The sequence below is a fragment of the Streptococcus sp. HMSC034B03 genome (assembly GCF_001838575.1).
In the GTDB taxonomy this organism is placed as follows: domain Bacteria; phylum Bacillota; class Bacilli; order Lactobacillales; family Streptococcaceae; genus Streptococcus; species Streptococcus anginosus.
This window is the reverse complement of sequence record NZ_KV837621.1, coordinates 12,862-31,532: the sequence shown is the minus strand read 5'-3', so window position 1 is coordinate 31,532 and position 18,671 is coordinate 12,862. Positions and strand designations below refer to the sequence as shown.

The window sequence follows — 18,671 nt, the reverse complement described above, 5'->3', positions numbered from 1 at the left end:
TAAATGGCTCGTTTAAATGTCAAACCAACCCGAATGGAGCTGAACAACCTGAAAGAGCGCTTGAAAACAGCTACTCGCGGACACAAACTTCTCAAGGATAAGCGAGATGAATTGATGCGTCGTTTCATTGAAGCTGTTCGCGAGAACAATCACCTTCGCCAAAAAGTTGAATCAGCTCTGGTTGGTCACATGCAGGATTTTGTATTGGCAAAAGCCTTAGAAAGCGACCTCATGGTGGAGGAAATTTTTGCTGTTCCCATGCGAGAAGTCAATCTTCATATCGAACAGGAAAATATCATGAGTGTGCAGGTGCCTAAGATGCATGCCCGTATTGACAATCCTTATGGTGATGATGAGGGAGATGTGGTTTATAGCTATATAGCTTCTAATAGCCAGATGGATGAGACGATTGAGGATATGGGCAACCTATTGCCTGACCTCCTGCGCTTAGCAGAAATTGAAAAGAGTTGCCAGCTGATGGCAGATGAGATTGAAAAGACCCGTCGTAGGGTCAATGGCTTAGAGTATGCAACCATTCCGGATCTCACAGAAACCATTCATTATATCGAGATGAAGCTAGAAGAAGCCGAACGCGCTAGTCTAGTGAGAGTAATGAAAGTGAAATAAAGATGTGAGAGCATTAAAAAATCACTGAAAATAGGCTGTAAAACAATTTACAAAGAGAGTTCTGCCAAGTTTTTAGCCAGCCGACCTCTGCGCTGACAAATTGGAAATAAAATAATAACAAAAGAGACGATAAATGTGATGAATTTATCGTCTCTTTTGTTGATTGAAAAAGAAGCAGCTTTTTTCTGTGGTCATCTATTAGTATTCTTTGAAAAACTCATGATGTGTCGTTGGCTTCAGCCTGCCTAATTCTGCACAATCATCCAAAATTCTCTTAAATTTCTCTGTAATAACGACAGCTTTTCCTATTCTTATACTTGAAGAAAATTAAAATCACACATTGTTAACTTCATTTTGTCATACTTACTGTTACTGACAATTCGGCTCTTTGATTTTTCATTACCTGTTAATAAGATTCACGCTTTTAGCAATATTTATTTTAAAAGCTAAGAAGTTTTCACTTGACAAGTGAGTGATTACTCACTATAATGGGAATTGTAGGGATAGTGAGTAATCACTTATCTATTAGAAAGAGGTTTTTTATGGAAAAATTATTGGATTTACAAAACCTGAGAAAAAATTTTGGCAGTCAGGTTGTTCTTAATCATGTTAGTTTCCATCTAGAAGCAGGGGAAATTGTTGGTTTAATTGGACCGTCTGGTGCTGGAAAATCAACGATGATAAAGACTATGCTCGGAATGGAAAAAGCCAACGAAGGGAAGGCGCTGGTTCTCAATCATCAGATGCCTGACCGGCGAGTTTTAGGAGATATCGGCTACATGGCACAATCCGATGCCCTTTACGAAAGTCTATCTGGGACAGAAAATCTGGAATTTTTTGGAAAAATGAAAGGGCTGACGAAAACAGAACTTTCTCAAGCTATTCACCACGCTGTTCAGGTTGTTGATTTATCTGAACACCTCAATAAAACTGTTGCGGGCTATTCCGGTGGAATGAAGCGCCGACTTTCTTTGGCAATTGCTTTTTTAGGCAATCCTCGCCTCCTCATACTAGATGAACCAACTGTTGGGATAGACCCCGCACTGCGTCGTCAAGTTTGGCGAGAACTGCGTCAACTCAAAAAAAACGGCGTTGGTATCCTAGTGACAACACATGTTATGGATGAAGCTGAATTAACAGATAAAGTTGGATTATTGCTAGATGGCAGAATAATGGCCTTTGATAGTCCTGCTAACTTAAAGTCAAGCTATCAAGTTAATTCCATCGAAGATGTTTTCTTAAAGGCAGAAGGAGAATTATGATGAGAATTTTCGCGATTTCAAAAAAGGTATTGACAGAATTATTACGTGACAAACGGTCTCTGGCACTTTTGTTTTTGGCTCCAATATTCATCATGTGGCTCATGAATATTGCTTTTTCTGCCAGTACCGATACGAATGTTCAAATAGCTTCCGTAAATGTTTCAAATGCTGTTAAAAAGTCATTAGATGGTGTTAAACACATCAGTACTAAAGGCTATAAAACAGAATATGCGGCTAAAAAGGCTTTAAAAGACAAAAAGGCAGATGCCGTACTAGTTTATAAAGGCAAAGAAAAATATAAGCTCACCTATGCTAATACCGATACTAGCAAAACCGCGCTAACGCGGCAGGCTGTTAAAAGCACTCTAAAACAAGTGCAAGTACAGGAATTGCTTCAAAATCTCAAAAAGGCACAACAACAAGCGAGTGCAAAAGCAGCTCAAGCGAATAGATTGCCAGACCAATATCAAAATAATAGCCAGTCTGATATGAGTGAAGCTAACCTTAATCAAACCAAACAAACTAATATTCAACAAACGACATTTGATATTTCTGAAGATTATATTTACGGCAATAAAGATACCACCTTTTTTACTAAGATAGTCCCAATCTTGATGGGCTTTTTCGTCTTCTTCTTTGTTTTCCTCATTTCAGGCATGGCCTTGCTTAAGGAACGAACAACAGGAACACTTGATCGCCTTTTAGCAACCCCAGTCAAACGTTCAGATATTGTCTTTGGTTACATGCTTTCTTATGGCGCTGTTGCAGCCTTACAAACAACTATTATTGTGTTGTCAACAGTTTGGCTGTTAAAATTAAAAGTATTAGGAAGCATGATAGATATTATTTTAGTCAATATTTTATTTGCCTTGGTTGCTTTATCTTTTGGATTATTATTATCCACTTTAGCGCAATCTGAATTTCAAATGATGCAATTCATTCCTATCATTATTGTTCCGCAAGTATTTTTCTCAGGTATTATTCCTTTAGATTCCATGGCAAACTGGATCCAATCTATGGGAAAATTCCTCCCTCTTTATTATGCTGGACATGCGTTATCAGAAATTGTTTTACAAGGGACTAGTATCCTTAACCTAGAATCTGACTTATTTGTCCTCCTAATTTTCTTGTCTATCTTAACCGTTCTCAATATTGTTGGACTTAAACGTTATCGAAAGGTATAATAAAATAGACAAAAGTGAGGTAACTATGAACAACAGTAATATTTTACATAACTACAAAGAATGGTTAGAGCATCATCAAATGCCAGCTGGAAAAAAGAAAACATTAGTTGCTGCCATTGAACTTTTTTCTCAACAAGGCTATAATGGAACCTCTACTGCTCAGATCGCTGAAAAAGCTGGGGTTAGTCAGGCTACCATCTTTAAATATTTTAAAACTAAAAGTGAATTATTATCAGAAATTATGCAGCCTATGATTCCTGAGTTGAAGAAAGATTTTTTCCCGCGGCTTAAGAACTACCATCGTTTGGAAGAGACTGTTCATTTCATTGTTCAAGATCGTTTTCACTTTTTAGCTCAAAATGCAGAACTCATTAAAATTCTTGTGCAAGAATGTTTGGTCAATACAGAATTACGAGAAGCGCTATTAGTTAACATTCAAATGTCGATCTTGACTGACTTTACTGACTATTGGCAATTATTAAAAAGCAAAAACCCTCAAATCAATTCTAATCTCAGTGGTATGGATGTTATCAGAACGAATGCTGGTTTGCTTTTTGCTTATTTCGCACAGCGTTTTATTTTAAATATACCAACACTATCGCAAGCTGATGATTTAATCCTTATTGAAAAACAAATCCTGTCTCTTTTGACATTGAAATAAAACGCTACAAGCCTATGACTCAAAAATCAGAGAGGCATAGGCTTTATTGAAGTAGGGCAAGCTCAAAGCGTCCACTGTAGGAAATAGAGACAATCTAATCAGCGTCATGTCTACAATGGCATAGTATAAAAGTTCAAAGTGTCAAAAAACTTTTCGAGGTAGCTATATAAACACTGAGAATCTCCAACTCCACTCTCTCACATTTCCCATAAAATGCGGGAATTTTCTGATAAATCATGTTATAATAGAACAGACTACACGAAAAGGACAGAAACTCATGACTTTAGTTTATCAATCAACGCGTGACGCAAACAATACGGTGACAGCCAGTCAGGCTATTTTGCAGGGGTTAGCAACGGACGGTGGTCTCTTTACGCCAATTTCTTATCCGCAACTAGAGCTGGATTTTACTAAACTCAAAGATGCTTCCTATCAGGAAGTTGCAAAATTGATTTTATCCGCTTTTTTAGATGACTTTACAGATCAAGAGCTGGATAACTGCATTAACAATGCCTATGACAGCAAGTTTGACACGCCAGAGATTGCTCCCTTGGTGAAACTGAATGGGCAATACAATTTGGAACTATTCCATGGTGCTACGATTGCTTTCAAGGATATGGCCTTGTCTATCCTCCCGCATTTGATGACGACAGCAGCGAAAAAACATGGCTTGAAAAATAAAATCGTCATTTTGACGGCGACTTCTGGTGATACTGGGAAAGCAGCTATGGCAGGCTTTGCGGATGTTCCGGGAACAGAAATTATTGTCTTTTATCCTAAAGATGGTGTCAGCAAAGTTCAGGAGTTGCAGATGACCACTCAGACGGGGGACAATACTCATGTGGTGGCTATTGAGGGCAATTTTGATGACGCCCAGACCAATGTCAAAAGCATGTTTAATGATGCGGCTCTTCGGGAGTGTTTAGCTACACATCAGTTGCAATTTTCTTCTGCTAACTCCATGAATATCGGGCGTTTGGTGCCACAGATTGTTTACTATGTTTATGCCTATGCACAATTGGTTAAAACCGGTCAGATTCAGGCAGGCGAAGCAGTTAATTTTGCTGTTCCAACTGGAAACTTCGGCAATATCTTAGCAGCCTATTATGCTAAACAAATCGGTCTTCCGGTGGGCAAGTTGATTTGTGCTTCTAATGAAAATAATGTCCTAACAGATTTCTTTAAGACACATGTTTATGACAAAAAGCGCAGCTTTAAGGTAACGTCTAGTCCGTCTATGGATATTTTAGTTTCTTCAAACTTAGAGCGTTTAATTTTCCACCTGTTAGGAAATAGTGCAGAAAAGACAGCGGATTTGATGAAGTCTCTCAATCAGCATGGTCAGTATGAGTTGACTGATTTTGACCCAGCTATTTTAGAACTCTTTGCGGCAGAATATGCCACCGAAGTTGAGACAGCATCTGAGATCAAACGAGTTTATGAGGCGTCTGATTACATTGAAGATCCGCACACAGCGGTCGCTTCAGCTGTTTATCAAAAATACCGGACAGCTACAAGTGATGAGACTACGACTGTTATTGCTTCAACCGCCAGTCCTTACAAATTCCCAGTTGTGGCAGTCGAAGCTGTGACTGGGCAGACAGGTCTGAGTGATTTTGAAGCCTTAACAAAACTCCACGAGATTTCAGGAGTTGCAGTGCCTTCTGCAGTTGCTAACCTAGAAACCGCACAAGTTCGCCATAAAACGACTGTTGCTACTGACCAGATGCAGGCAGCAGTAGAAAGCTATTTAGGACTTTAATAATCTAATAAATTTTTGTAACAAACACTCAGTTGGTAGCCAACTGAGTGTTTTCAGATTGCAACAGAGTGTAAACAAAATATTGCCAGCAAAGTGCAGAAAAGTGTATAATCAAAAGCAGGAGTTTCATGATGTATGACCACTTATAAAAAGATTTTAAATATTGCCCTACCAGCCATGGTCGAAAACTTTTTGCAGATGCTAATGGGAATGGTGGACTCGTATTTGGTAGCGAGTCTCGGTCTCGTGGCTATTTCAGGAGTTTCGGTTGCTGGTAATGTTATTACGATTTACCAAGCTATTTTTATTGCGCTGGGAGCAGCAGTATCCAGTCTCATTTCCAAGAGTTTGGGAGAAGGAGATCGAGACAATCTGGCTTATCACACTAGCGAAGCCATTAAATTAACTCTGATTTTGAGCGTCTTTCTAGGACTTTTCTCGCTTGTTTTTGGACGCCAGATATTAGCTTGGCTGGGAACGGAGCCTGCAGTTGCCAATGCAGGTGGTCTTTATTTAGCTTTAATCGGGGGAACGATTCTCCTTTTGGGTCTGATGACTACGCTAGGCTCCTTGATTCGAGCAACTAGCAACCCTCGCATGCCTATGTATATCAGTTTTTTAAGCAATCTGCTCAATGTCCTTTTTTCCAGTCTTGCGATTTTTATTTTCCACATGGGAATTGTTGGAGTGGCGCTGGGCACCATTTTAGCCCGTCTGGTGGGTATATTGATTTTATGGAAAGAATTGTCCCTGCCTCTGGCGCCTTGGAGTTGGAGGCTGGACTGGGACTTGTTGCGTTTATCTCTGCCAGCTGCTGGAGAGCGGCTGATGATGCGGGCTGGGGACGTGGTGATTATTGCCATTATCGTTAAGTTCGGGACAGCTGCCGTTGCGGGAAATGCTATTGGAGAGGTTCTGACTCAGTTTAACTATATGCCGGGTTTTGGAGTCGCTACTGCAACGGTTATGTTAGTGGCTCATGCGGTGGGACAGGCAGATTTTCAAACAGTTAGAAAGCTGACGAAGCAGACCTACTGGCTATCTCTTGGACTCATGCTAGCGGTGGCTCTGCTTATTTTTGCACTTGGACAGCCACTAACACATCTTTATACAAAGGATAGCGGCGCTGTAACAGCTAGCTTGTCGGTCATTCTTTTTTCACTTTTGGGTGTGCCTATGACAACAGGAACAGTCATCTACACGGCTGTTTGGCAAGGATTGGGAAATGCGAAGTTACCTTTTTATGCCACGACGGTTGGTATGTGGCTGATTCGCATTGTGGCGGGTTACTTTCTGGGGGTAACTCTGGGATTAGGCTTGCCCGGAGTTTGGACAGCCACCCTTTTGGACAATACCTTTCGCTGGATTTTTTTACAAATCATCTATCAACGAAAAATGAGGAGTCAAACATGACAAGAGCTTTTATTTGGGATTTGGACGGAACCTTGCTGGACTCTTATGATGCGATTTTGGCGGGGCTTGAGGAAACCTATATGCACTATGGCTTGGATTTTGACAGACCAGCTATCCACGCTTATATCTTGCAACATTCTGTTCAGAAATTACTGGAAAAAGTCGCAACAGAGAAAGGTTTAGATGCTGAAGAGATGAACCGCTTTCGAGGTCAAAGTTTGCAAGAGAAAAATGCTCACATTCAGCTCATGGATGGTGCTAAGGCTATTCTTGTTTGGGCGCAGGAAGCAGATATTCAGCAGTTTGTCTATACTCATAAAGGGAAAAATGCTTATCAAATTTTGGCGGATTTAGAGATTTTAGATTATTTCACAGAAATTGTAACTACTGCTAATGGATTTGCAAGGAAGCCCGACCCAGAAGGTGTGAACTATCTCGTAGAGAAATACCAGCTGGATAAGACAAGTACTTACTATATCGGTGACCGGACGTTGGATGTAGATGTTGCCTTTAACAGCGGTATTCAATCAATCAATTTCTGCGATGACCGACCAAACATTAATCACGAAATCAACAATTTACTAGAGATTAAACAGATAATCTGTTAAAGGGGAGCAAAATATTTGCTTTTCTTTTTTTGATAGTCTATAATTGATTTATCAATAATTGACTAGTCAATTAAAATCAGAAAGGAGAAAAAATGGTTGCCATTCATCACCTGCTGTACCAATTGCATTTAACTGATCAAGCTATCACGCAACTCTTTGAGCAAAAATTAGAAATCAGCTTAACGCGGTACGAGATACTGACCTTTTTATTGGACAATGCTCCATGCAGTCAAGTTGCTGTGCAAGAGGTCTTAAAAATCGATCCTGCAGCCTTAACTCGGCATTTCAAACTTTTAGAAGAGCGCGGTTATGTTCAACGGAGCCGCAATCCCAAAAATCAACGAGAGGTTCTAGTGAATGTCACGAATGTTGCAAAAGAGCAGCTTTTGCATGAGCCACCGACCTATCATGTAAATGTCAAAAAGCAAATGGAAAAAGTTCTCTCGAATGATGAGAAAAGGACGCTGAGCACTTTATTAGAAAAAATTGTATCTGGCTTAGATCAGATTACCGTGGAAAAACATTAGAAAGAAAAAATTATGTCACTCATTACTACTATATTAGCTACACTTGTCGCACTGGAACACCTCTATATTTTTTATCTAGAAAGTATCGCTACCCAGTCAGACAGCACCAGCCGAGTCCTTAATATGACAAAGGAAGAATTATCTCGCCCGTCCGTTACTTCTTTGTTTAAAAATCAAGGGGTTTACAATGCCTTTTTAGCTCTTTTCCTACTATATGGCTTGTATATTTCACATAATTTAGAAATTGTGACCGTTTTTATTTTGTTTGTTATCGGGGTTGCAGCGTATGGTGCAGCCACAGCTAACAAGAAAATCATCTTGACTCAAGGCGGACCTGCGATTTTAGCTATTCTAAGCATTTTATTGTTTAAATAGCACCAAATATTAACCATTATAAAAATATAAATTAACCACCGTTAATAGTTTGTGCTATAATATATAGTAGAAATAATTCTACAATAGAAAGAATGATAGAAATGTCAGACAAAAAGGTTTCCTTAAGTGAAGTTAACCAAAGTATTGTAACGCCTAAAAACGCTGGTTTCTTTCGTACTTTATTAGCTTTTTCAGGGCCGGGAATGCTGGTTGCCGTTGGTTATATGGATCCGGGAAATTGGATTACAAGTGTTGTAGGTGGTGCTACCTATCGTTATTTGCTCTTATCAGCTGTCTTGGTTTCTTCTGTAATGGCTATGCAGTTACAACAAATGGCGGGAAAATTAGGAATTGTCACAAGGATGGATTTGGCACAAGCCATTGCGGCTCATACGTCAAAGCCAGTTCGCTATCTCCTTTGGGTTATTACAGAGTTGGCTTTAATGGCAACGGACTTGGCAGAAGTCATCGGTGCAGGGATTGCGCTTCATTTACTATTTGGCTGGTCTTTGCTATTTTCGATTCTGATTACAGTCTTTGATGTTTTCTTGTTGCTTTTTTTGATGAAATTAGGCTTTCGTAAGATTGAAGCAATTGTTGGAACGCTGATTTTAACTATTTTATTGATTTTCTTATATCTGGTAATCCTTGCAAAGCCCAATCTTCATCATATTTTATCAGGATATTTGCCAAACGTGGCAGCTTATCAACATACGGCTAGTAAAAATGGAACGTCCGTTTTGACCTTGGCACTGGGCATTGTAGGGGCAACGGTTATGCCGCACAATTTGTATTTGCACTCTTCTATCGCCCAAACGCGAAAAGTTAACTACAAGGCTAAACAATCTGTACATGAAGCTGTACGGTTTATGACGTGGGACTCGAATATTCAATTGAGTTTGGCTTTTGTGGTTAATTCTTTGCTGTTGATTTTAGGGGCAGCATTATTCTTTGGACATGCGGATAAAATTGGTGCTTTTTCTGCAATGTACAATGCCTTAAAAGACCCTCAAATTGCTGGTGCTATTGCTAGTCCTATCCTCTCAACGCTCTTTGCAGTGGCTTTGTTAGCGAGTGGTCAAAACTCAACTATTACAGGAACTTTAACGGGACAAATTGTGATGGAAGGCTTCTTAAACATGAAGCTACCACCGTGGTTTCTCCGCTTGGTAACCCGCTTATTAGCTCTTTTGCCAGTTGTGATTGTTGCTATTTTATACGGAGACAAAGAACAAGTGCTAGACAATCTTTTGGTCTATTCCCAAGTCTTTCTTTCTGTCGCTTTGCCATTTTCAATCTTTCCACTCGTATATTTCACCTCTAATAAAAAGCTCATGGGCGAATTTGTCAACAGCAAATGGAATACCTACTTAGCTTATGCCGTTTCTATTTTATTAACTATTTTGAATGTAAAACTTGTGGTTGATCTTTTTTAAAAATTTGTCTATCAGTTCAAATTTCTCTAGAATAAATGGCTTAAAAGCGCTATAATGAAAGTGGAAATATTCTCATATACGGAGGTGTCAAGATGGACGAATTGAAAAAAGTTTTGCTGGCAGGAATTGGATTGACTTCCATGACTTATGATAAAGCTACCGAATTTGTCAAAGAATTGATTGCCAAAGGTCGCTTGACGGTGGATGAAGGCAAACAGCTTCAATCAGAGCTAAAGCGCAAAGTAAATGAAAAAACGGCTGAAAGTCCAGAGGAGCAATCCGATGATGTATATGCCACCAAGCAAGATATTGAACGACTAGAAGATAAACTAGATCAACTACTCAAAGGATTTTCAAAAACAGAAGAATAATCTTCCTGATAACGCAGTCACAACTTTATAAAGACTGCGTTTTTTGCTAAACTAAAAGTAGGATTTGAAAGAAAAAATGATGATGACAAACAGGATGGAGATAACCTTATGGCAAACAAGCGCTTACGAGAGATTCTAACAGACTTTAGTGCAGTCGGCTGGTCCAATCTGAAAGATCGAAAAAAACCGTTGGACGAGAAAAAAGCTCCCAAGCAATTGCGAGAAGCTTTTGAACAACTAGGACCCAGTTTTGTAAAAATCGGTCAAATTTTATCTACCCGTAGTGACTTATTGCCAGAAATCTATATCAAGGAATTGAGCAAGCTACAAGATGACGTCAATCCTTTGGACAAAGAGACTGTTATGGCTGCGATTGAAGACGAGTTAAAGTGTCCGATTGAGCAACTCTTTTCAGATGTTTCACAAGAGCATTTGGCGAGCGCTTCCGTGGCACAAACTCATCGTGCTGTTTTGTTAAATGGCGATGAAGTCGTACTGAAAATTCAGCGTCCGCACATTCAAGAGCAAATTACAGAAGATCTTGCTCTTCTGGTTCGTTTAGCCCGTCATTTTCCCAAACATTTGCTGCCTATGGTGGATTTGCCAAAGATTTTGCAACAGTTGCAGACAACATTGTTGAACGAAATTGACTTTCGCAACGAAGCTAAGTATATGGACGAGTTCGCCCAATATAATCAAGATATTCCTTGTGTTGGAGTGCCAAAAGTCTATCCAGAGTTTACCACTCCGCACTTGATTGTCGAGGAATATATTCCAAGTGTCCGTATCAATCAATATGCTGTTTTACAAGAAGCGGGTTACGATTTGGCAGATATTGGTCAGAAACTCATGTTGAGCTTTATCAAGCAGGTATTTAAAGATGGCTTTTTTCACGGTGATCCACATCCAGGTAATCTTTTAATCTATGAAGGAAAGATTTATTTTATTGATTTTGGGATTATGGGAGAATTGGAAACGGGTTTTCGTATGTCTCTAAACGACATGTTGTCTAGCTTTACGACACAGGACATTGACTCGATGACGCAGGCTATTCTGACCATTACGACGGCTAGTGAACCAATCAATAAATTACAACTAGAGCAAGATGTTGAACGCATGTTGACCAAGTATGGCAATTTAGAGTTGGGCTCCTTGTCGATTACAGATATGTTTGAGGACGTAGTGGCGATTTGTACACGTCATCATTTACAAGTACCTTCTCAGATGGCAATTTTAGAAAAAGCCGCTTTGCAAATTGAAGGTCTTTTTCGCGAGTTAGCTCCTAATATCAATCTGATGACACTCGCCAAGCAATATTTCCTTGAAAATATGAAGTCAGATATTCTACACCAGACTTTGAGTTACGATTCTTTCTTAATCGAACTACTTTACTTGCTACGGCATGGAAAAAGTATTCCGCGACGACTACACCAACTTGTGGAGCAAGTGGTGAACGGTCGCTTGGTTGTCAACCATGACTTAATTGACTACAATCAACGATTTCGGCGTATTGAATCCTTAGCCAATCGTCTTGTACTAAGCCTTGTCTTCTTAGCTTTATTACTGACAGGAGGGATTTTAACCCTTAATCCAGACATACTGTTTTTAGCAAAATTTCTGTTAACATTAGCAGGCTTGGTATTAGTGTGGTTATTCTATCTTATCATCTGCTCCACAAAAAAATAACATAAAAAGAAAACGAGATAACTTGAATTATTGAAAATTACAATCTATCTCGTTTTCATCATTATTAAAAGCCTATACAACGATTGTATGTTGTAAGCTTATTATCTAAGATTAGGAAACTTATGAACCGCACCCCAAAAGTTAGATTTTTTATGTCTAACTTTTGGGGGCAGTACAATCTTATCCTAGTCTTTTTCTTTGCCTTCTAAACTATTTGTAACGATCAGTTTGTCATTAGAGGAAGTTTGCTTGAAACAAACATAGTCTGTGAGAGGGAAATGAATCAACTTTAAAAAGGTTTCTGCAAATTGTTCAGGAGGGGTAGGTTCAGGTTGGGTAATCCAAATTTCGATAAAGATTAAAATTCCTCTAACAAGAACTTGAGCAGCCTTTTCTTTTGGAATGTTTAATTTTTGATAGTCAATCGTAATATGCTGTTCAATCCATTGTCCATAGGTATTTCGTAAAAATTCCCTCCAATATGGATCTGCTGCTGTTGTAAAAAGACAGCTGATTTGTTTTCGGTGGGTGTATAAGATAGGAATCACTACCTCTGCAAAAAAGACAAAAGGATCAGGATAAACTTTCTTATCATAAGTTTGAAAAATCATTCGAAATTCAGCGTCAAGTTCTTTATGAATATAGTCTAGAATTTCATGATTTCCATTGAAATGACGTTTGTAAATGGCTTGTCTTGAAATTCCAGCCTTTTTGGCAATTTCTGCTAAAGAAAAATGCATTTTATTTGGATGTTCCATAGCAAGCTCAAAAAAAGCCTCTAGAATTTTTTCTCTCGTATTAAGTACCATCTTGCTCCCTCCTTATAAATATTCTAATTTAAAAAATATATGTAGTCTAGCAAAACCATCGAAAAAAGTTTACATTTTGTAAATTAATATGCAGTAGACGGCTGTGCATAAATACTACTATCATCATGACTAATATAAAAACTTTACAGATTGTCAACAAATATAGCAAGAATCGAGAGCTTTTTGATTGAAAGTGCTATTAGAGAGTTGATATACTAGTGTTAGTGTAGCTTTGTACTTTTATACAAAGTCCTGAAAAACCATAGAAAGGAAATCGTCATGATTAAAAAAGCGATGAATCTTGTTGGGGTTGCATTATTGCTAGCTTCAACAATCTTATCACCGGCTAGTGCACTTGCTCAGACATTGTCGAATCAATCTTCTGCAGTGACAACTCAGTCAGCTACAAAAACAGGGGCGGCTGAACAGCCAGTATCTTCTACTGAGCCAATGCAAAAGACAGTAGACACTAGTTCTAGTCAGGGGCAGCAGCCTGCTACTGAGAATAAAGCGGAAGCTAATTCAAATGAGCAGGAAAATAAGCCAAGCACCTCAAAAGAAGAAAGCTCTGATGCTAGCCAAGTAAAAGAAGATACATCTTCACAAAAAGCTAGTAAGGTAGAGGAAAAGAGTGAGACTCAGCCAGGAGCTCCACCTGCTGCTAAAGATACTAAAGATACCCAAGCAGCTCCTAAAACTCAAAGAGCCCCTAAAGAAATAGATGCGATTACGAAATTTAGCATTACCGATCATAATGGAAAACCGTTAGACAAGCCATTGCAACAATGGGAACAGTTTAAAATTGATGGTCAGTTTAAGTTGCCAAATAACGATGTGCATGAAGGGGATTATACAACATTCAAGATTTCAGAAAATCTGGTTTTGGTGTCAACTCCTAATTTTGATATTAAAGATAAAGATGGTCAAGTTGTAGCTCGTGCAACTATTGATCCAGAGAATCGACTATTAAAGTTGACCTATACAAAGTATGTTGAAAACAAATCAGATGTTTCTGGTAGCTTTTATTTTTATACTTATGTTAATCATCATATCGTAAAGGAAAAGAAAAAGGTTCCACTCCAAATTACAGTTAATCGGAATATAGTTCCGATAGGAGAAGTAGAGTTTGGAGGTTTAACTCCGCCATCACAAAAAGATTTGACAAAAGTAGGTAATTTTAAACCAGACAATACTATCACTTATGATATCACTGTAAATCAGTCAGGAAAAGAAATTCCGGATGCAAAAGTAACTGATATTTTAAAAACACCAAATATTTCCTATGTTAAAGATAGTTTTGAAATTTATAAAGGAAAATGGGTCATTAAAGACAACCGATGGGTTTTAAAAAATAAAAAAACTGTTACAACCCAATTTAATGTGGAATTTTTATCTGACTCAGAATTTTCTATTAAATTAGGAAAAATAAATAAGGATGAAGGCTACCATATTAAATATAAAGCTAAGGCAAATTATAAATTACAAAGTGGTGAAGTTGTTGAAAATGTCACATCGCTCTGGTCTAGTCAAACCAAAATTATAGACTCTATCGCCAAAACGACCTATCTAGAAGCGGGTGGAAGTGCAGAAGGCTATGTTTATTCTATAACCTTGCATAAAAAAGATGAAACCTCTGGAGCATCTTTGGCAGGAGCAGTCTTTAGAGTAACACGTGATCGGAATGGTGCTGTTGTAGGAGACTTCACTACGGATAGTACAGGAAAAGTCACGATTCCTAATTTGCTGAAAGACAATTATACTATTAAAGAAATCAAAGCGCCGGATGGTTATCAGTTAACAGGCAAAGAAATTAAGGTTAAACCAGAAAATTTCAATAGTAGTAAGTCTTACAGTTTAGATATTTCAAATAAACGGCAAAAAGTATCTGCGACTTTACAGGTGAATAAGAAGCTCGTTGGTCGCAAACTGAAAGCGCAAGAGTTTGAGTTTGATTTGGTTGATAATACTGAAGTTAGTCCAACTGTCGGTAAAATCTTGCAAACTGTTAAAAATAACGCCAATGGTGAGGTCAATTTCAAATCATTGGAATATACTAAAGCAGGAACTTATGAATATTTTATCCGAGAGAACAAAGGTTCTGCACCAGGAGTTACCTATGACCAAAAATTTATCACGGTAACAGTAGAAGTCAAGGAGAAATCCGGTAAACTGAAGTTAGCAAAGTGACTTATATGACAGATGGAGAAGAAATTAAAAAACCAACTTTCAATAATCGCTATACTCCAGTTAAAACATCTGCTAAGTTAGAAGTGAAAAAGGTTTTAACAGGTCGTCCTCTTCAAGAAGGTGAATTTGAATTTGAACTCAAAGATCTACAACGAAATAAAAAGATTTTAGAAACTGTAAAAAATACGGCTGATGGTAAGGTTCAATTCAAAGAGCTTAAATATACTAAAGCAGGAATCTATCATTATACCATTAGTGAAAAGGCTGGTGATGTTCCAGGAGTTGAATATGAACCGAATCTTATCTCGGCAACTGTAACTGTCGAAGATAAGGGAGGAAAGCTTGAAGTTACAAAGATCACTTATTCGAAAGCTGGTGAGGAGACGAAGGATCCAACCTTTATCAACCAATACACTCCAGGAAAAACGTTTGCCCGATTAGAGGTAAATAAAATTCTGACAGGCCGTCAGCTACAAAAAGACGAGTTTGAGTTTGAGTTGAAGGAAGATGGTAAACCAGATGTTCTTCAAACGGCTAAAAATGATGCCCAAGGAAAAGTTCAGTTCCAAGTTATTAACTACGACAAGGCAGGTGAGTACCACTACACCATTACAGAGAAAAATAATGGTCTGACAGGAGTTACTTATGACTCGAGCAAAGTCAAAGTCACAGTTAAAGTAACGGATGATGGTAAAGGGAAGCTAAGAGCTTCCGTGACTTATGACGGTGGTAAAAAGACCTTTAAGAATACGTTCACACCAAAAGAAATCACAGTGCCACTGCAAGTGACAAAAGCCTTAACGGGTCGAAATCTACAAGATGACGAGTTTGAGTTTGAATTATACGATGGACAAAACAAGCTACTTCAAACAGTTAAAAATAAAGCGGATGGTACGATTCCTTTCAAAGCTCTTAAGTTCACCAAGACTGGTCTTTACAACTACCTTATCAAAGAGAAAGCTGGTAAGGTTCCAGGTGTTGACTACGATAAACAACCAATTAAGGTTACCATTCGTGTTCAACAAGAAGAGGATGGACAGTTGATTTACAATATCGTCTACCTCGGTCTTGACGAGAGCGGTAAAAATCAAATTTCTAAACAAAGCTTTACAAATAAATATACTGCCAAAGGTACCGATGCTACTTTCTCTGTCACGAAGAAATTAACCGGACGTGCTTTGAAGGATGGCGAGTTTAGTTTTGATCTGAAAGAAGATGGCAAGGCAGATGTTCTTCAAACCAAGAAGAATGATAAATATGGTAAGGTTCAATTTGATGCAATCAAGTATCAAACTGTTGGTACTCACAAGTACACCATTACTGAGAAAAACACAGGATTGGGTGGTGTGACTTACGACACCAAGACCATCAAGGTAACAGTTGAAGTCACTGATAATGGTAAAGGTCAGCTTGTTTCAAAAGTAACCTATGAAAACAATGACCAAACTTTCAACAATACATACTCTAGTCAAAAGGTTAGTGCACAACTAAGCGTGACTAAAGAACTGACAGGTCGTGCATTAAACGATCAAGAGTTCGAATTTGAATTAGTCGGATCTGATGACAACGTTCGTCAAACGAAGAAAAATGCAACAGACGGTCGTGTTACTTTTGATGCGATTGACTATACAAAAGTCGGAACTTATCATTACACCATCAAAGAGAAGGACAATGGCTTAGGCGGTGTAACTTACGACAAGAAAGAAATCAAGGCGACTGTAAAAGTCACTGATGATGGCAATGGTCAGTTAGTTGCCCAAGTATCTTACGATACAGCTAATCCAACCTTCCGCAATACTTACCTTGCTAAGGAAACAACTGCGACATTAGAAGCGAACAAAGTGCTAACTGGTCGCGAATTGAAAGCGAATGAATTTGCCTTTGACTTGATTGATCCAAACGGTAAAGTGGTGGATACCGTTAAGAACGCTAAAGATGGTAAGATTTCATTTAAAGAGTTGACATTCAAAACAGCTGGAACTTATACTTATACCATTAAAGAACAAGCTGGTGCTTTAGGCGGTGTGAAATATGACACCAAAGTAATCAAAGCAACAGTCACTGTCACGGATGATGGTAAAGGTCAACTACATACAACAGTTGCTTATGAAAACAACCAAAACACCTTCACGAATACTTATTCAGCAGATAAAGCCACTGCGACACTTTCTGCTAAGAAGCTATTAGAAGGTCGTAACCTCAAAGAAGGGGAATTTGAATTTGAACTGACTGGTACAGACGATCAAGTTCGCCAAACGAAGACAAATGCACAAGATGGTAGCGTCACTTTTGATACCATTGAGTATACTAAGGTAGGTACTTATCACTACACCATCACCGAAAAAGATACGAAACTCGGTGGTGTGAAATATGACACCAAAGTGATCAAAGCGACAGTCACTGTTACAGACGATGGTCAAGGCCGCTTAGTAACAAAAGTTTCTTATGAAAAAGATGATCAGACCTTCAAGAACACTTATTCCGCTGCAAAAACAAACGCACAACTCTCTGTTAAGAAAGCCTTGACAGGTCGTGCTTTGAAAGATGGCGAGTTTGAGTTTGAATTGAAAGGTCAAGATGATAAAGTTACTCAAAGCAAGAAGAATGCTCAAGACGGTAGTGTCACTTTCGATACGATTGAGTACACGAAAACTGGTACTTATCATTACACCATCACCGAAAAGAACATCAGACTAGGCGGTGTAACGTATGATAAGAAAGTGATTAAAGCAACCGTAACCGTAACAGATAATGGTCAAGGTCAATTGGTAGCACAAGTTGCCTATGAACAGAATGACCAAACCTTTACGAACCAATACCAAGCTGCTCCAACGGATGCTCAGCTTTCAGCTAACAAGCAATTAAGTGGTCGTGACCTTAAAACTGGTGAATTCAGTTTTGAACTAAAAAATGACAAGGACGAAGTGCTTGAAACGGTGACAAATGATAAGGACGGTAAAATTACCTTTAAGAAGTTGACTTATACAGCAGTTGGTACTTATCAGTACACGATTACCGAAAAAGATACGAAGCTTGGCGGTGTGAAATATGACACTAAGGTAATCAAAGCAACCGTTACTGTGACCGACAATGGCGCAGGGAAACTGGTAGCAACTGTATCTTATGATACAAAAGATCGTGTCTTCAACAATACTTATACGGCAGATTCAGTCCAAGCAACGGTTGAAGTAACTAAGAAATTGGTCGGTCGTACCTTGAAAGCAAATGAATTTGAGTTTGTATTGAAGGATGAAAGAGGTCAAGTGCTTCAAACGAAGAAAAATACCGCAGATGGTTCGGTAAACTTTGATGCTTTTGAATACAAAACAACTGGTACCTACCATTACACGATTGCAGAAAAGGATACAAAACTTCAAGGAATCACTTATGATAAGAAGGTGATTAAGGTGACAGTAACAGTCACAGATGATGGTAATGGTCATTTGGTTGCCAAAGTAAGTTATGACAAGAACATAAAGACATTTGAAAATCGCTATACTCCACCAAAGAAAGGTTTGCCTAAGACAGGTACGGTCATTCATACAGTAGCTATTTTCATTGGTTTGATTGTTTTGGTCGGTGCAGTTTATCTCATCAAGAAGAAATCTTGATAAAATCAAGACTTCAGAAAAATAATAAGTTTAAATTGGGAATCTAGAGAGCATTCTCCTCCGAAATGGGGGCTCTTTAGATCCCCTTTTTGGTGCCTAGAGCATAGAATGTGAAAAGAAAAAGGAAGAGCTGTTTCCTAGAGAAAATGGAC

Annotated in this window: 13 protein-coding genes and 1 pseudogene; 13 read left to right on the top strand and 1 reads right to left on the bottom strand. The window is 38.5% G+C overall.

Annotated elements, in window-relative coordinates:
- Positions 1-3 precede the first annotated feature (3 nt).
- From HMPREF2634_RS01655 to HMPREF2634_RS01600, 12 genes are all read left to right on the top strand, one after another.
- Complete coding sequence (locus HMPREF2634_RS01655) at positions 4-627, top strand: V-type ATP synthase subunit D (protein WP_057489505.1); 624 nt, start codon at positions 4-6, stop codon at positions 625-627.
- 542 nt (positions 628-1,169) lie between these two features.
- Positions 1,170-1,889, top strand: a complete 720-nt coding sequence (locus tag HMPREF2634_RS01650; RefSeq protein WP_003027266.1) for an ABC transporter ATP-binding protein — start codon at positions 1,170-1,172, stop codon at positions 1,887-1,889.
- Entirely contained in the window at positions 1,889-3,073 is a 1,185-nt protein-coding gene (locus HMPREF2634_RS01645) for an ABC transporter permease (RefSeq protein ID WP_041783976.1), read from the top strand. The genes HMPREF2634_RS01650 and HMPREF2634_RS01645 overlap by 1 nt, the downstream gene beginning before the upstream one ends.
- Before the next feature lie 25 nt (positions 3,074-3,098).
- Entirely contained in the window at positions 3,099-3,734 is a 636-nt protein-coding gene (locus HMPREF2634_RS01640; RefSeq protein WP_003027272.1) for a TetR/AcrR family transcriptional regulator, read from the top strand.
- Between the two features lie 277 nt (positions 3,735-4,011).
- On the top strand, positions 4,012-5,496 hold the full coding sequence (gene thrC, locus HMPREF2634_RS01635) for a threonine synthase (protein WP_021001187.1): 1,485 nt from the start codon (positions 4,012-4,014) through the stop codon (positions 5,494-5,496).
- A gap of 135 nt (positions 5,497-5,631) precedes the next feature.
- Positions 5,632-6,909, top strand: a complete 1,278-nt coding sequence (locus HMPREF2634_RS01630) for an MATE family efflux transporter (protein WP_070836135.1) — start codon at positions 5,632-5,634, stop codon at positions 6,907-6,909.
- Positions 6,906-7,517 (top strand): HAD-IA family hydrolase, encoded by a 612-nt coding sequence (locus HMPREF2634_RS01625; RefSeq protein WP_021001189.1) that lies wholly within the window; start codon positions 6,906-6,908, stop codon positions 7,515-7,517. Before HMPREF2634_RS01630 ends, HMPREF2634_RS01625 begins: the two co-directional genes overlap by 4 nt.
- A 92-nt stretch (positions 7,518-7,609) precedes the next feature.
- Positions 7,610-8,044 carry a MarR family winged helix-turn-helix transcriptional regulator gene (locus tag HMPREF2634_RS01620; protein ID WP_021001190.1) on the top strand — a complete coding sequence of 145 codons (435 nt, stop codon included), beginning with the start codon at positions 7,610-7,612 and terminating at the stop codon, positions 8,042-8,044.
- A 12-nt stretch (positions 8,045-8,056) separates the two neighbouring features.
- Positions 8,057-8,419, top strand: coding sequence for a DUF1304 domain-containing protein (locus tag HMPREF2634_RS01615; RefSeq protein ID WP_021001191.1), 363 nt, complete (start codon positions 8,057-8,059; stop codon positions 8,417-8,419).
- A gap of 101 nt (positions 8,420-8,520) precedes the next feature.
- Entirely contained in the window at positions 8,521-9,855 is a 1,335-nt protein-coding gene (locus HMPREF2634_RS01610; protein ID WP_080655052.1) for an Nramp family divalent metal transporter, read from the top strand.
- 92 nt (positions 9,856-9,947) lie between these two features.
- A complete protein-coding gene (locus tag HMPREF2634_RS01605) occupies positions 9,948-10,226 on the top strand; it encodes a phasin family protein (protein ID WP_003032012.1) in 279 nt (92 codons plus the stop codon).
- Positions 10,227-10,334: 108 nt separating this feature from the next.
- Complete coding sequence (locus HMPREF2634_RS01600) at positions 10,335-11,912, top strand: ABC1 kinase family protein (protein ID WP_070836133.1); 1,578 nt, start codon at positions 10,335-10,337, stop codon at positions 11,910-11,912.
- Positions 11,913-12,097: 185 nt separating this feature from the next.
- Here HMPREF2634_RS01600 and HMPREF2634_RS01595 read toward each other — a convergent pair whose 3' ends face one another.
- Positions 12,098-12,721, bottom strand: a complete 624-nt coding sequence (locus tag HMPREF2634_RS01595) for a TetR/AcrR family transcriptional regulator (RefSeq protein ID WP_039677531.1) — start codon at positions 12,719-12,721, stop codon at positions 12,098-12,100.
- Between the two features lie 279 nt (positions 12,722-13,000).
- Here HMPREF2634_RS01595 and HMPREF2634_RS01590 point away from each other — a divergent pair.
- A pseudogene (locus tag HMPREF2634_RS01590) lies at positions 13,001-18,519 on the top strand (Spy0128 family protein).
- Positions 18,520-18,671 lie beyond the last annotated feature (152 nt).

Coding starts and splice junctions, on each gene's coding strand:
- HMPREF2634_RS01650 (WP_003027266.1), top strand. CDS start 1,170: ATGGAAAAATTATTGGATTTACAAAACCTGAGAAAAAATTTTGGCAGT.
- thrC (WP_021001187.1), top strand. CDS start 4,012: ATGACTTTAGTTTATCAATCAACGCGTGACGCAAACAATACGGTGACA.
- HMPREF2634_RS01630 (WP_070836135.1), top strand. CDS start 5,632: ATGACCACTTATAAAAAGATTTTAAATATTGCCCTACCAGCCATGGTC.
- HMPREF2634_RS01640 (WP_003027272.1), top strand. CDS start 3,099: ATGAACAACAGTAATATTTTACATAACTACAAAGAATGGTTAGAGCAT.
- HMPREF2634_RS01645 (WP_041783976.1), top strand. CDS start 1,889: ATGAGAATTTTCGCGATTTCAAAAAAGGTATTGACAGAATTATTACGT.
- HMPREF2634_RS01600 (WP_070836133.1), top strand. CDS start 10,335: ATGGCAAACAAGCGCTTACGAGAGATTCTAACAGACTTTAGTGCAGTC.
- HMPREF2634_RS01620 (WP_021001190.1), top strand. CDS start 7,610: ATGGTTGCCATTCATCACCTGCTGTACCAATTGCATTTAACTGATCAA.
- HMPREF2634_RS01610 (WP_080655052.1), top strand. CDS start 8,521: ATGTCAGACAAAAAGGTTTCCTTAAGTGAAGTTAACCAAAGTATTGTA.
- HMPREF2634_RS01615 (WP_021001191.1), top strand. CDS start 8,057: ATGTCACTCATTACTACTATATTAGCTACACTTGTCGCACTGGAACAC.
- HMPREF2634_RS01595 (WP_039677531.1), bottom strand. CDS start 12,721: ATGGTACTTAATACGAGAGAAAAAATTCTAGAGGCTTTTTTTGAGCTT.
- HMPREF2634_RS01605 (WP_003032012.1), top strand. CDS start 9,948: ATGGACGAATTGAAAAAAGTTTTGCTGGCAGGAATTGGATTGACTTCC.
- HMPREF2634_RS01655 (WP_057489505.1), top strand. CDS start 4: ATGGCTCGTTTAAATGTCAAACCAACCCGAATGGAGCTGAACAACCTG.
- HMPREF2634_RS01625 (WP_021001189.1), top strand. CDS start 6,906: ATGACAAGAGCTTTTATTTGGGATTTGGACGGAACCTTGCTGGACTCT.